Source organism: Nocardia alba NBRC 108234 (genome assembly GCF_001612665.1).
Lineage (GTDB): Bacteria > Actinomycetota > Actinomycetes > Mycobacteriales > Mycobacteriaceae > Nocardia > Nocardia alba.
In genome coordinates, this window is record NZ_BDAX01000010.1 from 20,054 (window position 1) to 39,177 (window position 19,124).

Consider the following 19,124-nt stretch of genomic DNA (forward strand, 5'->3'; position numbering starts at 1 on the left):
ATCCCACGGACCTGCGTCTTTCACCGTGTCCAGGTCGACGCGGCGGCGAAAAACCGGGTGATTTGTGTCGTACCCGCCCGGAATACTGACCGGCGCCCGATGAGTTGGACTCACCGAATCCGTCTTCTCTCCTGTGGTGCCGGGACGTCGACGACCCGGCATCGGGCCACAGCTCACGCCCTCGCCGTTCCCCCTGTTTCCGGAGGTTACCCCGATGCCAGCCGATCTATCCACGTCGACGACGAAGGGCAGGACACCGACCGTCATCCGCGTGCTGGTGCTCGCGACCTTCGTCGTCATTCTCAACGAAACCATCATGATCAACGCGATCCCGCGGCTGATGAGCGACCTGCACGTCACCGAGGTCGCCGCGCAGTGGGTCTCCACCGCGTTCATGCTCACGATGGCGGCCATCATCCCCACCACCGGCTGGTTCCTGCAGCGGGTCACCACCCGTCAGGCCTATGCCGCCGCGATGGGCGTGTTCATCGCGGGCACCGTGATCTCGGCGCTCGCGCCGACGTTCGCGGTGCTGCTGATCGGTCGCGTCATCCAGGCCGGTGGCACCGCGGTGATGATGCCGTTGCTGATGACCACCCTGATGACCGTCGTGGCGGAGCAGGACCGCGGCCGGGTGATGGGCAACGTCACCCTGGCCATCTCGGTCGCGCCTGCCATGGGCCCCGTCATCTCGGGCCTGATCCTGCAGATCGACGTCCCCGGTATCGACTCGTGGCGCCTGCTGTTCGTGGTGATGCTGCCGATCGCCGGTCTGGTCACCTGGCTGGGCCTGCGTCAGCTGGAGAACGTCGGTGCGCCGCAGCCGGGCACACTCGACCTGCCCAGCGTGGCGCTGGCCGCGCTCGGCTTCGGTGGCCTGGTGTTCGGGCTCAGCAAGTTCCACGGTGACAGCTACTCCACCGCCGCGCTGATCACCGGGGGCGGTGTCGCGCTGATCGCCGCGTTCGCGCTGCGTCAGATCAGCCTGCAGCGCAAGGGAACCCCGCTGCTGGACCTGCGGGTCCTGCTGCAGGGCACCTACACCAAGGCGCTGGTCCTGATGTCGGTCGCGTTCCTGGCGATGATGGGCTCGATGATCCTGCTACCGCTGTATCTGCAGAACCTGCGCGGTCTGAGCCCGTTGGAGACCGGCCTGCTGGTGATGCCGGGTGGTCTGGCGATGGGCCTGCTCGGCCCGACCGTCGGCAAGCTGTTCGACAAGTTCGGTGGGCGCGCGCTGGTGATTCCCGGTTCGATCGGTATCGCCGCTTCGCTGGCCGGTTTCACCCAGATCTCGATGGACATGCCGTACTGGCAACTGCTCGGTCTGCACATCCTGCTGATGGTGTCGCTGGCCGGGGCGTTCACTCCGGTGTTCACCCTTGGCCTCGGCGCACTGCCGATGCACCTGTACTCGCACGGTAGCTCGATGCTGGGCACCATCCAGCAGGTGGCCGCGGCCTTCGGTACCGCACTGGTGGTCACCGTGATGTCGGCCCGCAGTACCTCACTCATCGAGGAGGGCACCCCGCATGCCATCGCCACCCTCGACGGCATGCGTCTGGCCTTCCTGGTTTCGGCGATCCTGGCGCTGATCGTGATCGTCATGGCGGTCCTGCTGCCCAACCGTGCGGCGACCGACCCGCACGCCGCACCCGTGCAGGACGCCGCGGATGCGCCGGAGCTGGTCAAGAACTGACACCCCCGCGACAACGAACCCCCGGCCGCCGTTCGGTGACCGGGGGTTCGTCGTGTCGTGCTCGCTCAGTGCGTGGGGCGGGTAGTGGTCCGGTCGTCTCGCCAGAGGCCGAGGTCGAAATACAGCGTGGTCATGGAATCCCACATGGTCGACCACTGCTGCTTCGGGCCCTTGCACACCCACACGGTGGTCATGCGATCGATGCCGGGGATGCCCATCGGGTCGTCGAGGTGGACCACCCGCTCCACCTCGGTGAATCGGGTGCGCAAGTCGTGTTCGGCGGTGTCGAGTCCGACGTAGACCACCGACGTCGCCGAGTCCGGTGGCGGGCCGAAGAAGCCGAAACCACGGCTCGGGCTGTACGTGGCGGGCAAACCGTACTGCCTGCCGAACTGTTCGACGGCGCCCGCCTGCGGGTAGCCCTGCGCCACGATGACGGCGTTCGTCTTTTCCGCGGGCGTCAGAGTGAGGTAGCCGACATTCACGGCGGCGACCATCGACGACCAATTGGTATTTCCGAAGAATGCCGTCCGGAGTCCGAGATCGATCGCGTCCTCGGCTTGAGTGCGCCAACTGGGCGCGAGGGGTATCACCGTGAGGGTGACGATGGTCGTCAGCACCGAGATTCCGACAATGGGGATCAGCGCCATATTCATCCACCGTTTCCGGTCGTACTGCCAGAGACCGACTGCACCGAAGGCGAATATGGCAGGGAAGAGGCCGCCCGGGTAATAGGGCCGTCCATGCGTGATCATGACGAATGCGGTCATGATCACAAGCGTCACCGCGATAAAGCGATACGGACGTAGCGACTCCTGCTTGAAGGCCGCCCAGAGTCCGATAGCGAGAAGCAGGGTGCCGAGGATGCCGGCCAGAATGGGGAACTGCGGAAGGAATCCCACCTGACCGTAGCCGGTCGCGTCCTGCTCGGCTCCGATGACCGCGCCCATGGCCAACTGCGGCCAATTGTGTTGGGACTGCCAGTAGAGAATCGGGATCAGGGACGAGGCGAGAATGCCGGTCGCCACCCACAGCGCGGGGCGGCGCAGGAGCTCGCGGGGGCCACACACGATGACCGCGATGCCCAGACACGCCCAGACGATCGGGATCATCCACTTCACCTGCATGTCCAGGGCGGCGGCCAGTCCGGCTACGACGATCAGCCAGTCCTGGCGAGTGCGCACCCAGCGAACGAACAGCCAGGTGATCACGGCCGTGAGGGTCGCATCGAACGAGAACGTGCTCAGCACAACCTGATTGGCTGCCAGCCCCGACAACGCGTACGCGATCGCGGCGAGCATCTGGACGCGGTGGTTGCCGCGGAGTTCGTAGGCGATCAGCGCGGCTACCACCACCGCGCCCACGCACATCAGCACGGCAGGCAAGCGCAGCGCGGTCACCGAACCCGGCGCGAGCTGGTCGGCGAGCCACGCGAAGACGGGCACCACCACGCCCTGATCGGCGTAGGTGTAGTCGAGTCGCCTTCCGGCGGAAAGGAAGTAGAGTTCGTCACCGAAGTAGTCGTATCGGCCCGCCGTCGCCGTCAGCACGATCGCGGAGATCGAAGCGATCAGCGCGACGCCACGAAAAGCGAACGACGGATAGGTATTCGGTACGTCTTCTGGCTCGGTGCGAGCCTCGATGACCGCTGTCATGAACTGCCCCTGATGCTTTCCAACAGACGCGTTCGACGCCCCCTCCCGTGGTGGCATCACATCTGTTCGCTGGTGAAACGATTCCTCCCCGGCAGCGAACTTGTGTGAGCGCGCGGCGCTCGCGGTACTGCGCGGATCATGTGCTTTTCCGAAACGCTACTGCTATCGGACAGGGTCCGCAAATGCACTGCCACGCACGGTAATAGCCATTTTCGGTGTATCGGCAATCAACTGGGCAGCGTTACCGATGTGACCGAGCTAACGGTTTAACCGATCGACGCATCAGTAATTCCGCCGCTTTACAGCAAAATGAATCTTTCATAATGCGAGTCCGCACGTGGAGCCAGCTTCGATTGAAATGTTCGGTCTTCTGAAATGGAAAAACCTATTACTCGCCGGTATTAATTCACCTGGCGATCGTGCCAAAAGAATTGGGGGCATGCAAGAGGTCGCGGCCGCGCTTACGATCCGCGCTACTGAGGCGGGACGGCGACTATCGTCGAACACGAAGAGAGGGCCCGGTCTGTGACCGGGCCCTCTCGGGTGTGGAGCTAAGGGGAATCGAACCCCTGACCTTCTCGATGCGAACGAGACGCGCTACCAACTGCGCTATAGCCCCGTGCGGCCCTGGCGAACCGCGCTGTGACACTGTATCAGGGGTTGCGCCCCGATACCGAATCGGTACTCTGACCTGCTGTTTTGCGGGGTTGTCACCAGTTACTCGCCGACGGCTTGACCGAGGTCCTCGACCCGGTTGCGGAGCGCGCGAGACGTGGCCGGATCGAAGATCTCGAGGAACTCGAACCTCGGATCCTCGTCGTCGGTATCGAGCAGGGTGGAGCGGCGGCGCAGGGCACGCGCGGTGTCGCGGTCCATCGTGCGACGGGTGGTGGCCGCCTCCGGGGTGACCTCGGCGGCCTCTTGCCGCTTGCCCCGGGTGAGGCGGGCAGCGCGCCTGCGGCGGATCTCCTCTTCCACGGTGACCTGCTTGCGCAAGTACGCGAGGTAGCCCGTGAGCACAGCGGCCGACAGCCCGCACGCCCACCAGAACACCGCGTTGAGCAGCAGCCCGAACGCGGCGAACAGGATCAGGCCGATGACCAGACCCATGACCGCGCGCTGGCGGAAACTGTAGCGGGCGGCGCGGGCGATGGCGTCGGCCTCGGGGTCGTAGCCGCCGCGACCGCGACGCGTCGGGGTGAAGTCGTCGTCATCGTCGAATTCGGCGTCCTCGGCCACGAGGTCGTCCAGCCGCGCGGGCGGCGCGGGCGGGATGCGAGCGGCGACAGGTGGGTCCTCGTCGGCATGCGCCGAAAGCGGTTCCGCCGCGGCTGCTTCCGGTTCGTTGTCGTCGACCTCGGCCGTCGCGGTCGGGTCACCGACGGCGTCGGTGATCACCTCGGCGGCTGCCTCGAGTTCGGGTGTGGGGGTCAGCTTTTCGTCGTCTTCGGTGACGGGCTCTTCGGTCGTCATCCGATCCTCCGAATCAGTTCGGTGGGAGCGCTTGCGAAGCACACGGGGTCGGTAGTCGGGGTCACTCTCGTGACCGCCTGCCGCGCCGATGCGGATCCGCCGTTCGGCCCCGCCACGGTGCAGCACGCGTGTGGCGAGCGCGGCATCGGTGGTGCGGCGGATCCGGGGATGCCGGTCCGCCAGGATGGGGAACAGGACGAAGACCCACAGCACCACCAGCCCGATCCACAGGATCGAATTCGGCATCGCGGTCATCACCTCCCGTCCCCACCTACGTGTTGTCCCTCTGTGGACGCACCACTGACGTCCGTAGGTTAATTCGGGTGAACGCACCCGTGTGGCAGGCGCGCCGAGCACACCTGCCACATGAGTAACAGAATTTTCACGGCAGCGCCGCTCGACCTTCCCTGACCAGGCGATCCACCACGGTGCCCATAACTTCCTCAACGGTGAGCCCGACCAGGAGATGATCGCGCCACGCACCGTCGACATCGAGGTAGCGGCGCAGCAGACCCTCTTCGCGGAAGCCGACATTGCGCAGAACCGCCTGGCTGGCATGGTTTTCCGGCCGCACCGTCGCCTCCACGCGATGCAGTCCGACCGGGCCGAAGCAGTGGTCGAGCCCGAGCGCCAGCGCGGCCGTCGCCACACCCTGGCCGCCGAGATCCTTGGCCACCCAGTACCCGATCCAGCCCGAGCGCAGCGCCCCGCGCACGATATTGCCGATGGTCAGCTGACCGCTGAACTGCCCGTCGACCTCGATGACCAGCGGGATCATCGCCCCGCGCCGGGCCTCGGCCTTCAAACTCGTCCACAGTGACGGCCAGTTCGACGCGTGATTGCGCGCCTCCCAGCTGCCACGCCCGGTCGGCTCCCAGCGCTCCAGGTGCTCACGGTCGCGCAGCCGGATCCGGCTCCACGCGGCAGCATCGCGAAAGCGCACCGGCCGCAGCGTCACCCGGCCGCCCGCCACCATCACCGGACCGAGTCGAGCCGGCCAGCCGGGATGCTGGCCGGCCCGGAATACGTTCATGGAGTCCACTGTTCAGCCGCGCTGCGCCAGGAAAGCGACTTGCACTTCGTCACCGGTGCGGAAATCGGTGTCCTCGGGCTCCACCACGATCAGGCTGTTGGCCTCGGCGAGGGTCGCCAGCAGGTGCGAGGAACCCGCGTTGCTGCTGCCGAGCGGCTGCACCAGGTAGTCACCGGTCGCCTCGTCGCGCAGCAGCTGCGCACGCAGGTACCCCTTGCGACCCGGCATCGAGGTGATGGGAGTAATGGTGCGCGCGCTCACGATGCGCCGCATCGGCTGACGACGGCCCAGCGCGATCCGGATCAGCGGACGGACCATCACCTCGAACACCACCAGCGCGCTCACCGGATTCGCGGGCAACAGGAAGGTGGGTACCTCGTCGCGCCCGAGCCGCCCGAAGCCCTGTACCGAGCCCGGGTGCATCGCCACCCGGTCGACCTCGAGTTCGCCGAGTCCGTCGAGGGCCTCGCGCACCTGATCCGATGCCCAGCCACCGACCGCGCCCGCGATCACCACGACCTCCGAGCGCACCAGTTGGCCCTCGACCACATCACGGAGCCGACGCGGATCGGCACTCACGATGCCGACCCGGTTCACATCGGCGCCCGCGTCGCGCGCGGCGGCCGCCAGAGCGTAGGAGTTCACGTCGTAGACCTGGCCGGGGCCAGGGGTGCGATCGATGTCGATCAGCTCGCCGCCGATCGAGATCACCGACAGCCGGGGACGTGGGTGCACGAGCACCTTGTCCTGGCCGACCGCGGCGAGTAGACCCACCTGCACCGCACCGATGATCGTGCCCGCGCGCACGGCGACATCGCCGGGCTGCACGTCGTCACCGACGCGACGCACGTAATCGCCCGAGCGAACCGGCTCGAAAACCTTGATCCTGGCCCGTCCACCGTCGGTGAAGTCCACCGGAAGCACCGCGTCGGCCAGGGTCGGCATCGGTGCGCCGGTATCGACCCGAACGGTCTGACGCGGCTGCAACCGGATGGGCTGGCGCGAACCGGCCACCACTTCACCGACCACCGGCAGCGTGAGGTCGATCAGCTCGCCCTCCTCGTCGCGCACATCGACGCCCGCGGCGGTCACATCGACGCTGCGCACCGCGTACCCGTCGATGGCGGCCTGATCGAAGCCGGGCAGCGCCCGTTCGGTGACGACGTCCTCCGCGCACAGCAAACCCTGGGCTTCGGATATCGCCACCCGGACCGGCCGGGGTGCGACCGCAGCCGCGGTGACCTTGATCAGCTGATCCTCAACCGAGCGCATCGAGCTCCTGAATCTTCGGCGGCGGCGTATCTACCGCGTTTAGGCGATGGGTGACTGTGGATCCCACTCCGGACTGAGCCTGAATTTCAGCCACTCGCGCAACTGCGGGCCGTATTCGTCCCGCTCGAGGGCGAAATCCACAGCAGCTCGAAGATAACCGCCCGGGTTACCCAAGTCGTGGCGCGACCCACGATGGACCACCACGTGCACCGGGTGCCCCTCGTCGATCAACAGGGCGATCGCGTCGGTGAGCTGCAGCTCACCGCCCGCGCCCGGTGTGATCCGGCGCAGCGCGTCGAAGATCACCCGGTCGAGCAGATAGCGGCCGGCAGCGGCCAGAGTCGACGGCGCGTCGGCGAGATCGGGCTTCTCGACCATGCCCTTCACCCGCAGCACATCGGTCTCGGCATTGTCGGCGCATTCCTCGACATCGAAGACACCGTAGGCACTGACCTGGGATTTCGGCACGTCGATGGCACAGAGCACCGAGCCGCCGCGCTCGCGCCGGACCCGGCTCATCGTCTCGAGCACACCGCACGGCAGCACCAGATCGTCGGGCAGCAGAACGGCGATGGCCAGTTCGTCGTCGTCGAGCACGGCTTCGGCCTGGGCGACCGCGTGGCCGAGGCCGAGCGGCTCCTCCTGCACGACCGAGGTCACATCGAGCAGACCCGGTGCCTTGCGCACCTTCTCGAGCAGCGCGAATTTCCCGCGCTCGGCCAGTGTGCTCTCCAGCACCAGGTCCTCGACGAAATGGGCGACCACACCGTCCTTGCCCGGCGAGGTCACGATCACCAGCCGGTCGGCGCCGGAGTCGGCGGCCTCCGCGGCGACCAGCTCGATGCCGGGGGTATCGACTACCGGCAGCAATTCCTTGGGCACCGTCTTGGTGGCAGGCAGAAACCGCGTCCCGAGTCCGGCCGCGGGTACCACCGCAGTGCGGAAACCGGAAGTCTTGTCTGTCATGCGCATACCCTATCCATTCAGTGCCGTCCGATCGTCTCTCCGCGACGATCCGGCGTCGGCAAGAGCTTAGGCGGCTGCCGGCTCCCCGGCCGTGCGCGCTCGACATCGGATCCGCGTGCGCCTGTGCAGACTATGGTGGTCGCTGTGAATATGCCCGGTGAGCGCACCAAATATGCGTGGCGCGGCGAGATACTCGCCACTCGCGCACAGGTGGGCTCGGCCGAACACGCCGTCGACGCGGCGGCGCTCGCCGTCGCGGTGGCCGGGCTGGCCACCGAGGGTGACATCGTGTGCGCCTACGTTCCGATCCGCGGCGAACCCGGCGATCCGCGCATGCTCGACGCGCTGCGCGGGCATGGCGCCACGGTGTTGCTGCCGGTGACCGGCGAGCCGGGTCCGTTGAGCTGGGCGCGCTACGAGGGTGCGGACTCCCTGCGCGCAGCCCGCTACGGCCTGCTCGAACCGGTCACCGAGACACTGCCGCCCGAGGCGGTGGCCGAGGCCACCACGATCCTGGTGCCGGCCCTCGCCGTCGATCGGCGCGGGGTCCGGCTCGGGCGCGGCGCCGGGTACTACGACCGGACGCTGGGTGCGGCCCGCGCGGACGTGCGCCTCATCGCCGTTGTCCGGGATAATGAACTGGTCGACCGGCTTCCCGAGGAACCGCACGATCGGCGAATGGGTTGGGCACTCACCCCCGGCGGCGGACTGGCGCGGCTGGGCCGCGACCTCCCCGTTTCGCCGGAATGAAACGGCGATTCGCGACGTTGGCAGTGTCGGCGGTAGAGTGCTAGATCGACGAGAGACTTGCGGAGGATCCTGTGCCAACCTATTCGTATGCGTGCACCGAGTGTGACAACCGCTTCGACATCGTTCAGTCCTTCTCCGACGACACACTGACGGTCTGCCCGCAGTGCTCCGGGAAGCTGCGCAAGCTGTTCAACTCGGTCGGCATCGTGTTCAAGGGCAGCGGTTTCTACCGCACCGACAGCCGTGGTGGCGCGTCCACCGCGAGCGAGCCGGCGAAGACCCCGTCGGAGGGCAACGGTTCGACCGGCAACGGATCCGGCGGCACCGCGGATTCGTCGTCGAGCGCCTCGACCAGCTCCACTCCGGCCGCCGCCAGCTGACTTTTCGACAGTTGTCCACAGCCCCGCGGTTATCCACAGGCGGGGCTTTCTCCGGCATTTCCGCGCAGCCACGGCTCTACGCTTTCGCCCATGACTCGCAGTCTCGCCGATCTGGGACGTGGCAGCTCCTGGCGTTACGCCCTCGGTAATCGTCCGGCCTGGGCCGACGCGTTGCTCGCCCGCCGGATCATCGCCGCCGTGCTCGCCGTGGCCGCCATGGTCCTGTTCGTGCGCGGTGACCCCGGTGGAGACAGGGTCGCGGTGGTGGTCGCCGCCCGCGATCTCGCGCCCGGCCGATCGCTCACCGCCGATGATCTGCGCATCGACCATCACGAATCCCATTTGCTACCAACAGGTTCGGTCAGCGAGACCGCCGCGCTGCTCGGCGCCACACTGACCGGCGCCATGCGTGCCGGGGAGACTTTCACCGATCTGCGCGTCGTCGGCCCCCGACTGGCCGCCGCGGCGGCGGGTAGCGCCGATGCGCGGATCGTGCCGATCAGGTTGGCCGATGCCGCGGTGGCTGATGTGTTGCGGGCCGGCGATCGGGTCGATGTCGTCGGCGTGGAAGACGCGGGTGGGCCAGGTGCCACCAAGCCCGCACGCACGCTGGCCACCGACGCCGCGGTGGTACTCGTCACCGCGACGGGTGATCGGCGCGGGACGGAACGGGTGGTCCTGCTCGCGCTGGACACCGCTTACGCCACCGCCGTCGCCGGTGCGTCGCTGCGGACAGCCCTGACCGTCGTCTTCCACTGACGATCGCGTCGGCGACCCCGATGAAAGTTCGCGAGAAATTTGCCCGAACTCTCGTTAGCATCACAGAGGAACCAAGTACACCGTTTCGCATCATTCGATATGGAGCGCAGCGCCCCGGGCCGGCTCCTGTACGAAGGAGACATCGGCAATGGTCAAAGGTTTCAGGGACTTCCTACTCCGTGGCAACGTGGTCGACCTGGCGGTCGCCGTCGTCATCGGCACAGCGTTCGTCGCGATCGTCACCGCGTTCAGCGAGGGGATCATCAATCCGATACTCGCGGTGTTCGGCGGCTCGAACGAGATGGGGCTTGGGTTCCAGCTCGTCGCCGATAAACCGGCCACGTTCATCGAGATCGGGCCGATCATCACCGCGGCGATCAACTTCATTCTCGTCGCCGCGATTCTCTACTTCGTCCTGGTGATCCCCGCGACCAGGATGAAGAAGCGATTCCCCCAGGGCGACGAGGACCTCACCGAGAACGAGTTGCTCATCCAGATCAGAGACCTGCTGGCCGAGCAGCGGGTCAGCTCGAACGGCAAGCACGGCCGCCGGGCCGAGTCCCCGCAGCACTCCGACGGCGACAACGCTTACTGATTCGACGCCGACAACAGCAATTCCGCACTGCCACAACGAGTTCGGGTCCTGCACACCGCAGAGTGCAGGACCCGAAGCCGGTGTTGTTTCGCTCAGCCGAGGCTGAACGGCGCACCCCAGAGCGTCACCCAGCTGATGACGTTGTCGGTTTCCACCTCGACGCTCACGAACGAACGAGCCTGGGCGTAGCCGCCGCAGCCGGACAGGCCGATGGTCTCGTCGGCCCAGGTCACCGAGCCCGAGCCGCCCTTGAAGGCGTTGCGGGTCTTATGGGATTCGTTGCCGTAATCGTCGGGCATTTCGAGATCGAGGACGTAGAAGGACCTCGCCTGGCCGGGGCCGACGGTGAGCTCGCCGCCGCTGTTCATCTCGCCGAAATCGTCACCCTCCAAGACCACCCCTCCGCTGTCTCCGAGCGCATCACCACCGGAGATATTGACCTGGCAACCCACGGTGTAACCGGGGAAGATCTTGCCACCGCCATCACCGGACACCGAGACCTGCGCACTCCCGGAGACCCAGGCGTTGCGATGCGCGGGGGTGGACCCCATGGACGGATTGATATTGGCGGATTCGCCGACCAGGCTGATATCGACGACGGTGCCGTCGGACAGCGTCTTGGTGATGTGGCCACCCGGCAGCGGAACGACGGTGTCGGCATCGGCCGCACCCGTGAACAGCAAACCCGATGCCATGGTCGCCGCCACCGTGAATCCGGCTACACGCGCCATGCTCTTACGGTTGATCATCACAAGTGTCCCCTCGAGGGTGAATTCGTGTGAGCGAGAAAGAGTTTCGATTCGGCTGACGTTCAGCCGATGCTGAATGGCGCTCCGTACAGCGTGGTCTTGGAGTAGTGGTCACCGATGATCTCGACCACGGTGTAGGCCCGGGCCTGCGCGTAGCCGGCGCAACCTTGGATCTCGATCTCCGCGTCTTGGTACTCGACCGAATAGACGCCGGGCTTCAGAATGTCCTTGGCATCGATCTGCACGAAGGTGACCTCGCCGGGGCCGAGGTGCAGACCCACCGCACCGCCGGCCGCGGGGCCATCGGTCGACAATCCCACGGACAAACCGGCAGCGATCGCGTCGTCACCGATGCTCACCTGGCAACCGACGATGTAACCCGTATTCAGCTGGGACGCACCGTGAGTCGAGGAATTGTTGGAGCCGGAACGGTTCCTCGGCCCGTTGTTCGGCCCCACCTCGCCCTCCGGCGTGACCTGCACATCGGCGCGGGCGTTGCCCGACACCCACACGACGCGACCAGCACCGTTGGCGGCCAGCGACGGGGAGACGAGAGCATGCTCGCCGCTACGGCTCAACGTGACGCCGGGGCCCAGCTTCTGACCGTCCGGCAGCGGTACGAAGGTATCGGCATCGGCGGCACCGGCCGACAACAGGCCGATCGTCACGGCCACCGCGGCACCCGCGCTCCACGCGCGGTAATGCCCGCGGTTGGTGCGATTCTCGCTCATTCTTCCCCTCGAGTTTTACGCACATCCGACCTCGACCATCGAGGTCGATACCTGTGGTGCGCCCGGACCCAGCTGGGGTGTGTCGCTCGGGACAGGCACCGCTGGCAACAGGACAGACGCGCCCTGCCGGGAGGTGGATCGAGAAGCTGGTCGTCACCGGATCGGCGCGACTCTCAGCCGATCGGCGAACGAAAACGCAAGATGACTTCGACTGCCGGAGCGGTCGATTCGGATTCAACATAGTGAGACAGGCTCACATTGTCCAATGCGACAGCGCCGAACACACAACAAAAACGGGCCGGTCGCGACAAGCGACCGGCCCGTTTCAGTGCGGGTTGCGAACAGCTCAGCCGAGGCTGAACGGAGCGCCCCACAGGGTCACCCAGGAGATGACATTGTCGGTCTCGACCTCGACGGACACGAAGGCACGCGCCTGCGCGTAGCCGGCGCAGCCGGTCAGGCCGATGGTGGTGTCGGACCAGGTCACCGAACCGGCACCGTTCTTGAACTTGTTGTTCTTGCTGTGCGATTCGCTGCCGTAGTCGTCGGCCTGCTCGCGGTCGAGGATGTAGAACGAGCTCGACTGGCCGGGGCCGAGCGTGAGCTCGCCGCCGGTGCCGACCCCGACATCGCCGGTGTCGCCGGAGACCGAGCCCGAGGCGTCGCCGCTCACGCCACCACCGGCGATGTTGACCTGGCAACCGACGGTGTAGCCCGGGTAGATCTTGCCGGATCCGCCGTCGGAGACGGTGACCTGAGCACTACCCGAGACCCACGCATTGCGGTGGACCGGGGTGGAGCCCAGCGACGGGTTGATGTTGGCCGACTCGCCGACCAGGGCGATATCGACGACGGTGCCGTCGGACAGCGTCTTGGTGATGTGTCCACCCGGCAGGGGAATGAAGGTATCGGCATTGGCCGCGCCCGTGGAGAACAGGCCGACGGCCACGGTGGCCGCGGCACTGACGCCCGCCACCTTCGCCATGAACTTACGGTTGATCATAGGATTTGTCCCTCGAGGATTGAGTTCGCCGCAGCGAGAAGAAGATTCGTGCCGGATCGAAAGACGTCAGCCGATGCTGAACGGCATGCCGTACAGGGTGGTCTTCGAGTAGTTGTCGCCGATGACCTCGACGACGGTGTAGGCCCGGGCCTGCGCGTAGCCGGCGCACCCCTGGATCTCGATTTCCGCGTCCTGGTAATCGATCGCGTACGTACCGGCCTTCAGAATGTCCTTCGAGCTGATCTGCACGAACTTGACCTCACCGGGGCCCAGGTTCAGGCCGATCGAACCGCCGACGCTGCCGCCGGTGGTGTTCACGCTGGCGGAAACACCCGCGCCGATCGCGTCATCGGCGATGCTCACCTGGCAACCGACGATGTAGCCGGTGTTCAGCTGGGAGGTGCCGTGCGTCGACGAGTTGTTCGAGCCGGGACGGCCGGTCGGGCCGTTCCAGGGGCCGACCTCGCCCTCGGGAGTCTCGGCGACCTCGGCGATCGCGGTGCCCGAGACCCAGACGACGCGACCCGCGCCGTTGGCGGACAGCGACGGCGAGATCAGTGCGGACTCATGGGTGCGGGTGATAGTCACGCCAGCAGGGCTGACCTTCTGACCGTCCGGCAACGGCACGAAGGTATCGGCATTGGCGGCACCGGTCGACAGCAGGCCCAAGGCCACGGCGGCCGCGGCAGCGCCGACGCCCGCGGCACGGACGCCACGGCGCACACCGGTGGTGCGGTTCTCGCTCATACTTCCCCTCATCAGGTGTCTAACAGCCGACCTCGACTTTCGAAGCCGGACAAATGGACCTCACAGGGCCCAGATCAGTGTGTCGCCCCTTTGTTGCCGTTGCGTAACCAACTGTTATTTCGACGATACGGCCGGGGCCGGTGTGGCGAACCCGAGCCAGGGTTCCACCGGGTTGTTCAACGCACAGAGATGGGAGTACTGCGGGGACCGATAGTTGATGGCTCAATGGCGAACATTAAACGCAGATACCGGTATACGGCAACGTAAGAGTTCGTAAATTTCACTGTGAGGCACAGCACACATTCGCACATCGCCACATGCCTTGACGTGCATTGATACAGTCGCGAACACTGCCGTCATGATGTCTTGACAGGAACTGGTCGCGAGTAGCGATTCGGGTCATCCAACGACAAAAGACCACGCTTTCGCGTGGTCTCCAGTATTTGTCCGTACTGTGTTCTCGTGCCGAAATCGACTATTCCGATGTCGCCTATTACGTAGCGGCTACGTAGATAACGGGGGGATCACCCGTGGTGCGGTGGAACTTGCGAACGCAGCCAATCATCGGTGCCGGAGCCGCCCGATCGCTCGCCACGTTCGTCACCGGTGGTCTCCGGGAGCACATCACCGAAGATTTTCGCCAACCGTGCCGCCTCGGCCGCCTTGCGTCGCAACTCGTCCGCCGAAGTAGGTTCCCGGCGCTGATCCTCAGGGCCGGGAACCGCGTCGTGCGGGGTGGAGGTCATTCGTCCAGACCGGACAGTTCGCCGATCACCTTGCTGGCCAGCGGGCCGAGGGTGGCCATGCCGTCGCGGATCGACGCGCGGGTGCCCGGCAGGTTCACCACCAGGGTGCTGCCGGAAATGCCCGCCACGCCACGGGACAGACCGGCGTCGAGCGAGCCGGCGACCCGGCCGGACGCGCGCAGCGCCTCGGTGATGCCGGGCAGTTCACGATCGAGGACCTGGGTGGTGGCCTCGGGGGTGATGTCGCGCGGCGACATACCCGTGCCGCCGACCGAGATCACCAGGTCGACACCGCCGATTACCGCGGTGTTGAGCGCGTTGCGGATCTCGACCTCCTCCGCCTGCACCGTCACCGAGGCGTCGACGAGGAACCCGGCCTCGTTGAGCAGTTCGGTGACGAGCGGGCCGAGCGAATCCACGCCGCCATGCGCCGTCCGATCGTCGACGACAACAACCAGTGCGCGCCCTGCCACGGGGGCATCGATGTCCATGGTCATCACCGTAGCGCCTACGCACGACAGGTTCGCGCTCGATCGCATCATCGGCCGCCTTCCGCCGCCGCCGCGCTGAGCGTGACCTCGACGGTCTTGGCGTTACCGCCCTGTTCGTCGGTATAGGTCACCTTCACCTTGTCTCCTGGCTGGTGTGAGCGAACGGCGGCGATCAGCGCGTCGCCGGAGTCGATCGGACGGTCGTCGAGGCGGGTGATCACGGCGCCGGCGGGGATGCCCGCCTTGGCGGCCGGACCTTCGGGGGTGGCCTCGAGCACGCGCGCGGCGGTGTCCTGCGGGCGCAGTTTGATGCCGATCTGGGCGTAGGTGGCGTGGCCGGTCTTGATCAGCTCGTCGGCGACCCGGCGCGCCTGATCCACCGGGATCGCGAACCCGAGGCCGATCGAACCACTCTGGGTGCCACCGGCCGCCTCGCCGCCGAGGCTGGCGATGGCGGTGTTGATGCCGATCAGCTTGCCCTGCCCGTCGACCAGGGCGCCGCCGGAGTTGCCCGGGTTGATCGCCGCGTCGGTCTGGATCGCGTCGATCACCGGGTTCACCTGGCTCGGCGTGCCCTCGCCGCTGGTCGAGACCGGGCGATTGAGGGCCGAGACGATGCCGGTGGTGACCGTGCCCGCCAGGCCGAGCGGCGAGCCGATCGCGATCACCGGCTGACCCACGGCCAGCCCGTCGGAGGTGCCGAGTTCGATCGGGGTGAGGCCGCTCTTGCCGCTGACCTTGATGACGGCCAGGTCGGACACCGGATCCGCGCCGATCATGGTGGCGGGCGCGGTGCTGCCGTCGCTGAACACCACTTCCATCTTCGCCGCGGCGCCGGCGCCCGCGGCGACGTGATTGTTGGTGAGGATCAGACCGTCCGTGGACAGCACGACCCCGGAACCCTCGCCGGACGCGCGACTGCCCGCGACTTTGATCATCACGACGCTGGGCAGGACCCGCTGCGCCACCGCCTGGGTGGACCCGGCGGGCGCGTTGGCGACATTGTTGACCGCGGGCTTGGGCGCCTCGAGCGCGTTGGTCACCGGCGCGGAGCCCGAATCGGCCGCGAGCACTCCGACCACGCCACCGACACCACCGCTGACCAGAGCCAGCGCCGTCGCACCGGCGATCAGACCCAGCCGCAACGGCTTCCGCTGCGGAACGGGCGCCGGACCGAACGCCTGGGGCGGCGCGCTGTGGGACGGTTGCCCACCCTGCGGCGGCCTGCCACCGAAGAACTGGGGATCGCCGTAGGGCGCAGAACCTGCGTGGGGTGCGGAACCGCCGTGGGGTGCATGGTCGCTGTGCGCCTGGTGTCCGCCGAAGGGCGCCGACCCGCTGTGGGACGCGGACCCTCCGTAGGGCGCGGTGCCTCCGTAGGACACGTGGTCGCTGTGCGCCTGCTGTCCGCCGAAGGGCGCCGACCCGCTTCCTGGCGTCGGCCCGCTGTGAGGCGCCGGTCCGCCGAAGGATGCCGGTCCGCTGCCGAACGCCGACCCGCCGTCGGACGTCGGCCCGCTGGGGGACGCCGACCCGCCGAAGGGTGTTGTTCCGCCGTGGGGCTGGTCGCGGTGGATCGGCTGGTCGCCGAAGCCTGGCGCCTGCCCCTGCTGCTCGGGCAGCCCCGACTCGGCATCGCTCGGTCCGGTAGCGGCGGGCCGGTCAGCAGGCTGCTGGGGATCGTCGGTCATGGTGTCTGTCTCCTCACGCTTGCTGACCAGCTTCCTGACGGCTACTGAGAGGCGCCTGAGATCGGACTATCAGTTCGCCGTGACTGCGGCGATCACTCGGCGCCGGACTCGTCGAGCACGGTCGGCGCCTCGCCCGGCAGCACGATGCGCACCAGCGCGCCGCCCCGATCGGAAGTGTCCACCGCGATGGTGCCGCCGTGTTTGGTCACCACCTGCTTGACGATGGCGAGCCCGAGCCCGGAACCGGGCATAGAGCGCGAGGCGGTCGTGCGGTAGAAGCGTTCGAAGACCAGTTCGCGCTCGCCGCTGGGGATACCGGGGCCCGCGTCGCCGACCGCCAGTTCCAGCAGGCCGGGACCGGCCGGGCGCATGCTGATCCGCACGACCGCCTCGGGCGGACTCCACTTGGCCGCGTTGTCGAGGACGTTCAGGACGGCCCGTTCCAGGCCCGCCTCGTGCCCGTAGACGAACCAGGGCGCCAGATCGGCAACGAAGGTGATCCCCACCCGCCTGCGTCGCGCACGCTCGAGCGCGCGCTCGGCCACCTCGCCGAGATCCACCCGCTCGTACACGGTTTCGGGAGCGTCCTCCCTGGCCAGGTCGACCAGGTCGCCGACCAGGGTCGACAACTCACCGATCTGGGCCACCACATCGGCGCGCAATTCGGCCATGTCCTCGTCGGGCAGCCGGGGCGCGCCCGGCCTGCCCGAGGCGATGAGCAGCTCCATATTGGTGCGCAGCGAGGTGAGCGGGGTGCGCAACTCGTGACCCGCGTCGGCGACGAGCCTGCGCTGGCGATCGCGTGATTCGGTCAGCGCCCGCAGCATCGTGTTGAAACTCTCGGTGAGTCGGGCCAATTCGTCGTCGCCGGTCACCGGGATGGGCGTCAGGTCGTCGGTGCGGGCGACGCGCTCGGTCGCCGCGGTGAGCCGGGCGATCGGGCGCAGACCGGTGCGGCCCACCGCGGTGCCCGCCGCGGCGGCGAGCACGACACCGCACGCGCCGACCACGAACAGCAGCCACGCCAGCTGATCGAGCACCTCACGGGTGCGGTAGAGCTTCTGCGAGATGATCAGCGTCGCGCCGCTGTGCGTGCGCGCGGCGAGTACGCGCTGGTCACCGACGGTGCGCAGCGAGGAGTTGTTCTTGCCGTCGGCCACCGCGAGCTCCTGGGCGCCGACCGGCGGAATCGTCTGCTGAGGTGGCATATACGGCTTGTGGCCCGCGTAGATCAGCGCGACGCCGACATCGTTGGAGAACAACCCGGCCAGCACGATCGATTGAAAACCGGCGGTCTCGAAGTTGTTGTTGATCATCGTCGCCGCGCGGGCCTCCAGCTGGGCGTCGACATCGGCGTAGAGCGCCCGCGCCACCATCGCGTAGGCGGCGATCGAGGTGACCGCGACCGCGATCAGCACCACCGACGCCGCCAGCAGGGTCACCCGCCAGCGCAGCGATACCGAGCGGGTCAGCGGGGTCGGCGGACGCATCTCACTCGCGTCCAGCGGGCGACCGAGCACGGCGACCGCGGGTTCCTTGGATGCCATGTCTTCCGCCTACGGAGGGGTCTCGCGCAGCACGTAGCCGACGCCACGCACGGTATGGATCAGTCGTTCCTCACCATCGGCCTCGGTCTTGCGGCGCAAATAGCCGATATAGACCTCCAGCGCGTTGCCGGAGGTCGGAAAGTCGTAACCCCAGACCTCTTCGAGGATTCGGCCGCGAGTGAGCACCCGGCGCGGATTGGCCATCAACATCTCGAGCAACGAGAACTCGGTGCGCGTCAGACTGATCGCGCGTTCGCCGCGCGAAACCTCGCGGGTGACCGGATCCAGCGACAGATCAGCGAACACCATCGCCTCCGACCCTTCACCGGGATCAGGCGTTCGGCGACGCAGCAACGCCCGTAAACGCGCCAGCAATTCCTCCAACGCGAAAGGTTTCGGCAAATAATCGTCGGCGCCCGCGTCGAGCCCGGCCACACGTTCGGACACCGAATCGCGCGCGGTCAAAACGAGAATCGGCAGATCGTCGCCGGTACTGCGCAGCCGCCTGCACACTTCGAGGCCGTCCAGGCGCGGCATCATGACGTCGAGAACAAGGGCATCGGGCCTGGCAGCGGTCACTTTCTCGAGTGCGTCGAGACCGTCTACGGCCAGGTCGACGGTGTAGCCGTTGAAGCTCAGTGACCGGCGCAGTGATTCCCGCACCGCGCGATCGTCGTCGACTACCAGAATGCGCATGTGCTGTAGTTTGCCGTGACCGACTGAGAACGTACTGAGAGGGTTCGGCGCGCCGAACGTCGTGTTCGCCGCGATGTACGCTGTGGGTCTTGACAAATCCGAACGAATCGTCGTTGTGTCAGCGCATATTCGGCGAATTAC

General features: G+C 67.0%; 19 protein-coding genes and 1 tRNA gene. 5 read left to right on the forward strand and 15 right to left on the reverse strand.

Going from position 1 to position 19,124, the window contains the following annotated elements; all coding sequences use genetic code 11:
- Window positions 1-214 precede the first annotated feature (214 nt).
- Window positions 215-1,699 carry an MDR family MFS transporter gene (locus NA12_RS12815; RefSeq protein ID WP_067449558.1) on the forward strand — a complete coding sequence of 495 codons (1,485 nt, stop codon included), beginning with the start codon at window positions 215-217 and terminating at the stop codon, window positions 1,697-1,699.
- A gap of 65 nt (window positions 1,700-1,764) precedes the next feature.
- On the opposite strand, the gene NA12_RS12820 is transcribed toward NA12_RS12815, so the two are convergent.
- The 6 genes from NA12_RS12820 to NA12_RS12845 form a co-directional block, all read right to left on the reverse strand.
- Entirely contained in the window at window positions 1,765-3,354 is a 1,590-nt protein-coding gene (locus NA12_RS12820) for a glycosyltransferase family 39 protein (protein ID WP_067449559.1), read from the reverse strand.
- Between the two features lie 546 nt (window positions 3,355-3,900).
- Window positions 3,901-3,973: transfer RNA gene (locus NA12_RS12825), tRNA-Ala, on the reverse strand.
- Window positions 3,974-4,071: 98 nt separating this feature from the next.
- On the reverse strand, window positions 4,072-5,073 hold the full coding sequence (gene sepX, locus NA12_RS12830; RefSeq protein WP_067449730.1) for a divisome protein SepX/GlpR: 1,002 nt from the start codon (window positions 5,071-5,073) through the stop codon (window positions 4,072-4,074).
- Window positions 5,074-5,209: 136 nt separating this feature from the next.
- Complete coding sequence (locus NA12_RS12835) at window positions 5,210-5,860, reverse strand: GNAT family N-acetyltransferase (protein WP_067449560.1); 651 nt, start codon at window positions 5,858-5,860, stop codon at window positions 5,210-5,212.
- Between the two features lie 12 nt (window positions 5,861-5,872).
- Window positions 5,873-7,132, reverse strand: a complete 1,260-nt coding sequence (gene glp / locus NA12_RS12840) for a molybdotransferase-like divisome protein Glp (protein WP_067449561.1) — start codon at window positions 7,130-7,132, stop codon at window positions 5,873-5,875.
- Between the two features lie 39 nt (window positions 7,133-7,171).
- Window positions 7,172-8,098: a UTP--glucose-1-phosphate uridylyltransferase gene (locus tag NA12_RS12845; RefSeq protein ID WP_067449732.1), complete on the reverse strand. Its 927-nt coding sequence runs from the start codon at window positions 8,096-8,098 to the stop codon at window positions 7,172-7,174.
- Between the two features lie 150 nt (window positions 8,099-8,248).
- Here NA12_RS12845 and NA12_RS12850 point away from each other — a divergent pair, with 150 nt between their 5' ends.
- The 4 genes from NA12_RS12850 (at window position 8,249) to mscL (ending at window position 10,582) form a co-directional block, all read left to right on the forward strand.
- A complete protein-coding gene (locus NA12_RS12850; protein WP_165914777.1) occupies window positions 8,249-8,848 on the forward strand; it encodes a 5-formyltetrahydrofolate cyclo-ligase in 600 nt (199 codons plus the stop codon).
- Between the two features lie 71 nt (window positions 8,849-8,919).
- Window positions 8,920-9,228 carry an FmdB family zinc ribbon protein gene (locus NA12_RS12855; RefSeq protein WP_067449562.1) on the forward strand — a complete coding sequence of 103 codons (309 nt, stop codon included), beginning with the start codon at window positions 8,920-8,922 and terminating at the stop codon, window positions 9,226-9,228.
- Between the two features lie 90 nt (window positions 9,229-9,318).
- Window positions 9,319-9,987 (forward strand): SAF domain-containing protein, encoded by a 669-nt coding sequence (locus tag NA12_RS12860; protein WP_067449563.1) that lies wholly within the window; start codon window positions 9,319-9,321, stop codon window positions 9,985-9,987.
- Window positions 9,988-10,135: 148 nt separating this feature from the next.
- Entirely contained in the window at window positions 10,136-10,582 is a 447-nt protein-coding gene (gene mscL, locus NA12_RS12865; RefSeq protein ID WP_067449564.1) for a large conductance mechanosensitive channel protein MscL, read from the forward strand.
- Window positions 10,583-10,674: 92 nt separating this feature from the next.
- On the opposite strand, the gene NA12_RS12870 is transcribed toward mscL, so the two are convergent.
- The 9 genes from NA12_RS12870 to NA12_RS12915 form a co-directional block, all read right to left on the reverse strand.
- Window positions 10,675-11,331, reverse strand: coding sequence for an MspA family porin (locus NA12_RS12870; RefSeq protein WP_067449565.1), 657 nt, complete (start codon window positions 11,329-11,331; stop codon window positions 10,675-10,677).
- A 62-nt stretch (window positions 11,332-11,393) separates the two neighbouring features.
- Complete coding sequence (locus NA12_RS12875) at window positions 11,394-12,062, reverse strand: MspA family porin (protein WP_067449566.1); 669 nt, start codon at window positions 12,060-12,062, stop codon at window positions 11,394-11,396.
- Between the two features lie 346 nt (window positions 12,063-12,408).
- On the reverse strand, window positions 12,409-13,065 hold the full coding sequence (locus NA12_RS12880; protein WP_067449567.1) for an MspA family porin: 657 nt from the start codon (window positions 13,063-13,065) through the stop codon (window positions 12,409-12,411).
- Window positions 13,066-13,131: 66 nt separating this feature from the next.
- On the reverse strand, window positions 13,132-13,812 hold the full coding sequence (locus NA12_RS12885) for an MspA family porin (RefSeq protein ID WP_067449568.1): 681 nt from the start codon (window positions 13,810-13,812) through the stop codon (window positions 13,132-13,134).
- Window positions 13,813-14,336: 524 nt separating this feature from the next.
- Window positions 14,337-14,558: a hypothetical protein gene (locus NA12_RS12890; RefSeq protein ID WP_067449569.1), complete on the reverse strand. Its 222-nt coding sequence runs from the start codon at window positions 14,556-14,558 to the stop codon at window positions 14,337-14,339.
- Complete coding sequence (locus NA12_RS12895) at window positions 14,555-15,049, reverse strand: MogA/MoaB family molybdenum cofactor biosynthesis protein (RefSeq protein ID WP_243654730.1); 495 nt, start codon at window positions 15,047-15,049, stop codon at window positions 14,555-14,557. Before NA12_RS12895 ends, NA12_RS12890 begins: the two co-directional genes overlap by 4 nt.
- Before the next feature lie 47 nt (window positions 15,050-15,096).
- Window positions 15,097-16,434: a S1C family serine protease gene (locus NA12_RS12900; RefSeq protein ID WP_067449571.1), complete on the reverse strand. Its 1,338-nt coding sequence runs from the start codon at window positions 16,432-16,434 to the stop codon at window positions 15,097-15,099.
- Between the two features lie 398 nt (window positions 16,435-16,832).
- Complete coding sequence (locus tag NA12_RS12910; RefSeq protein WP_067449573.1) at window positions 16,833-18,287, reverse strand: sensor histidine kinase; 1,455 nt, start codon at window positions 18,285-18,287, stop codon at window positions 16,833-16,835.
- Window positions 18,288-18,296: 9 nt separating this feature from the next.
- Entirely contained in the window at window positions 18,297-18,983 is a 687-nt protein-coding gene (locus NA12_RS12915) for a response regulator transcription factor (RefSeq protein ID WP_067449574.1), read from the reverse strand.
- Window positions 18,984-19,124 lie beyond the last annotated feature (141 nt).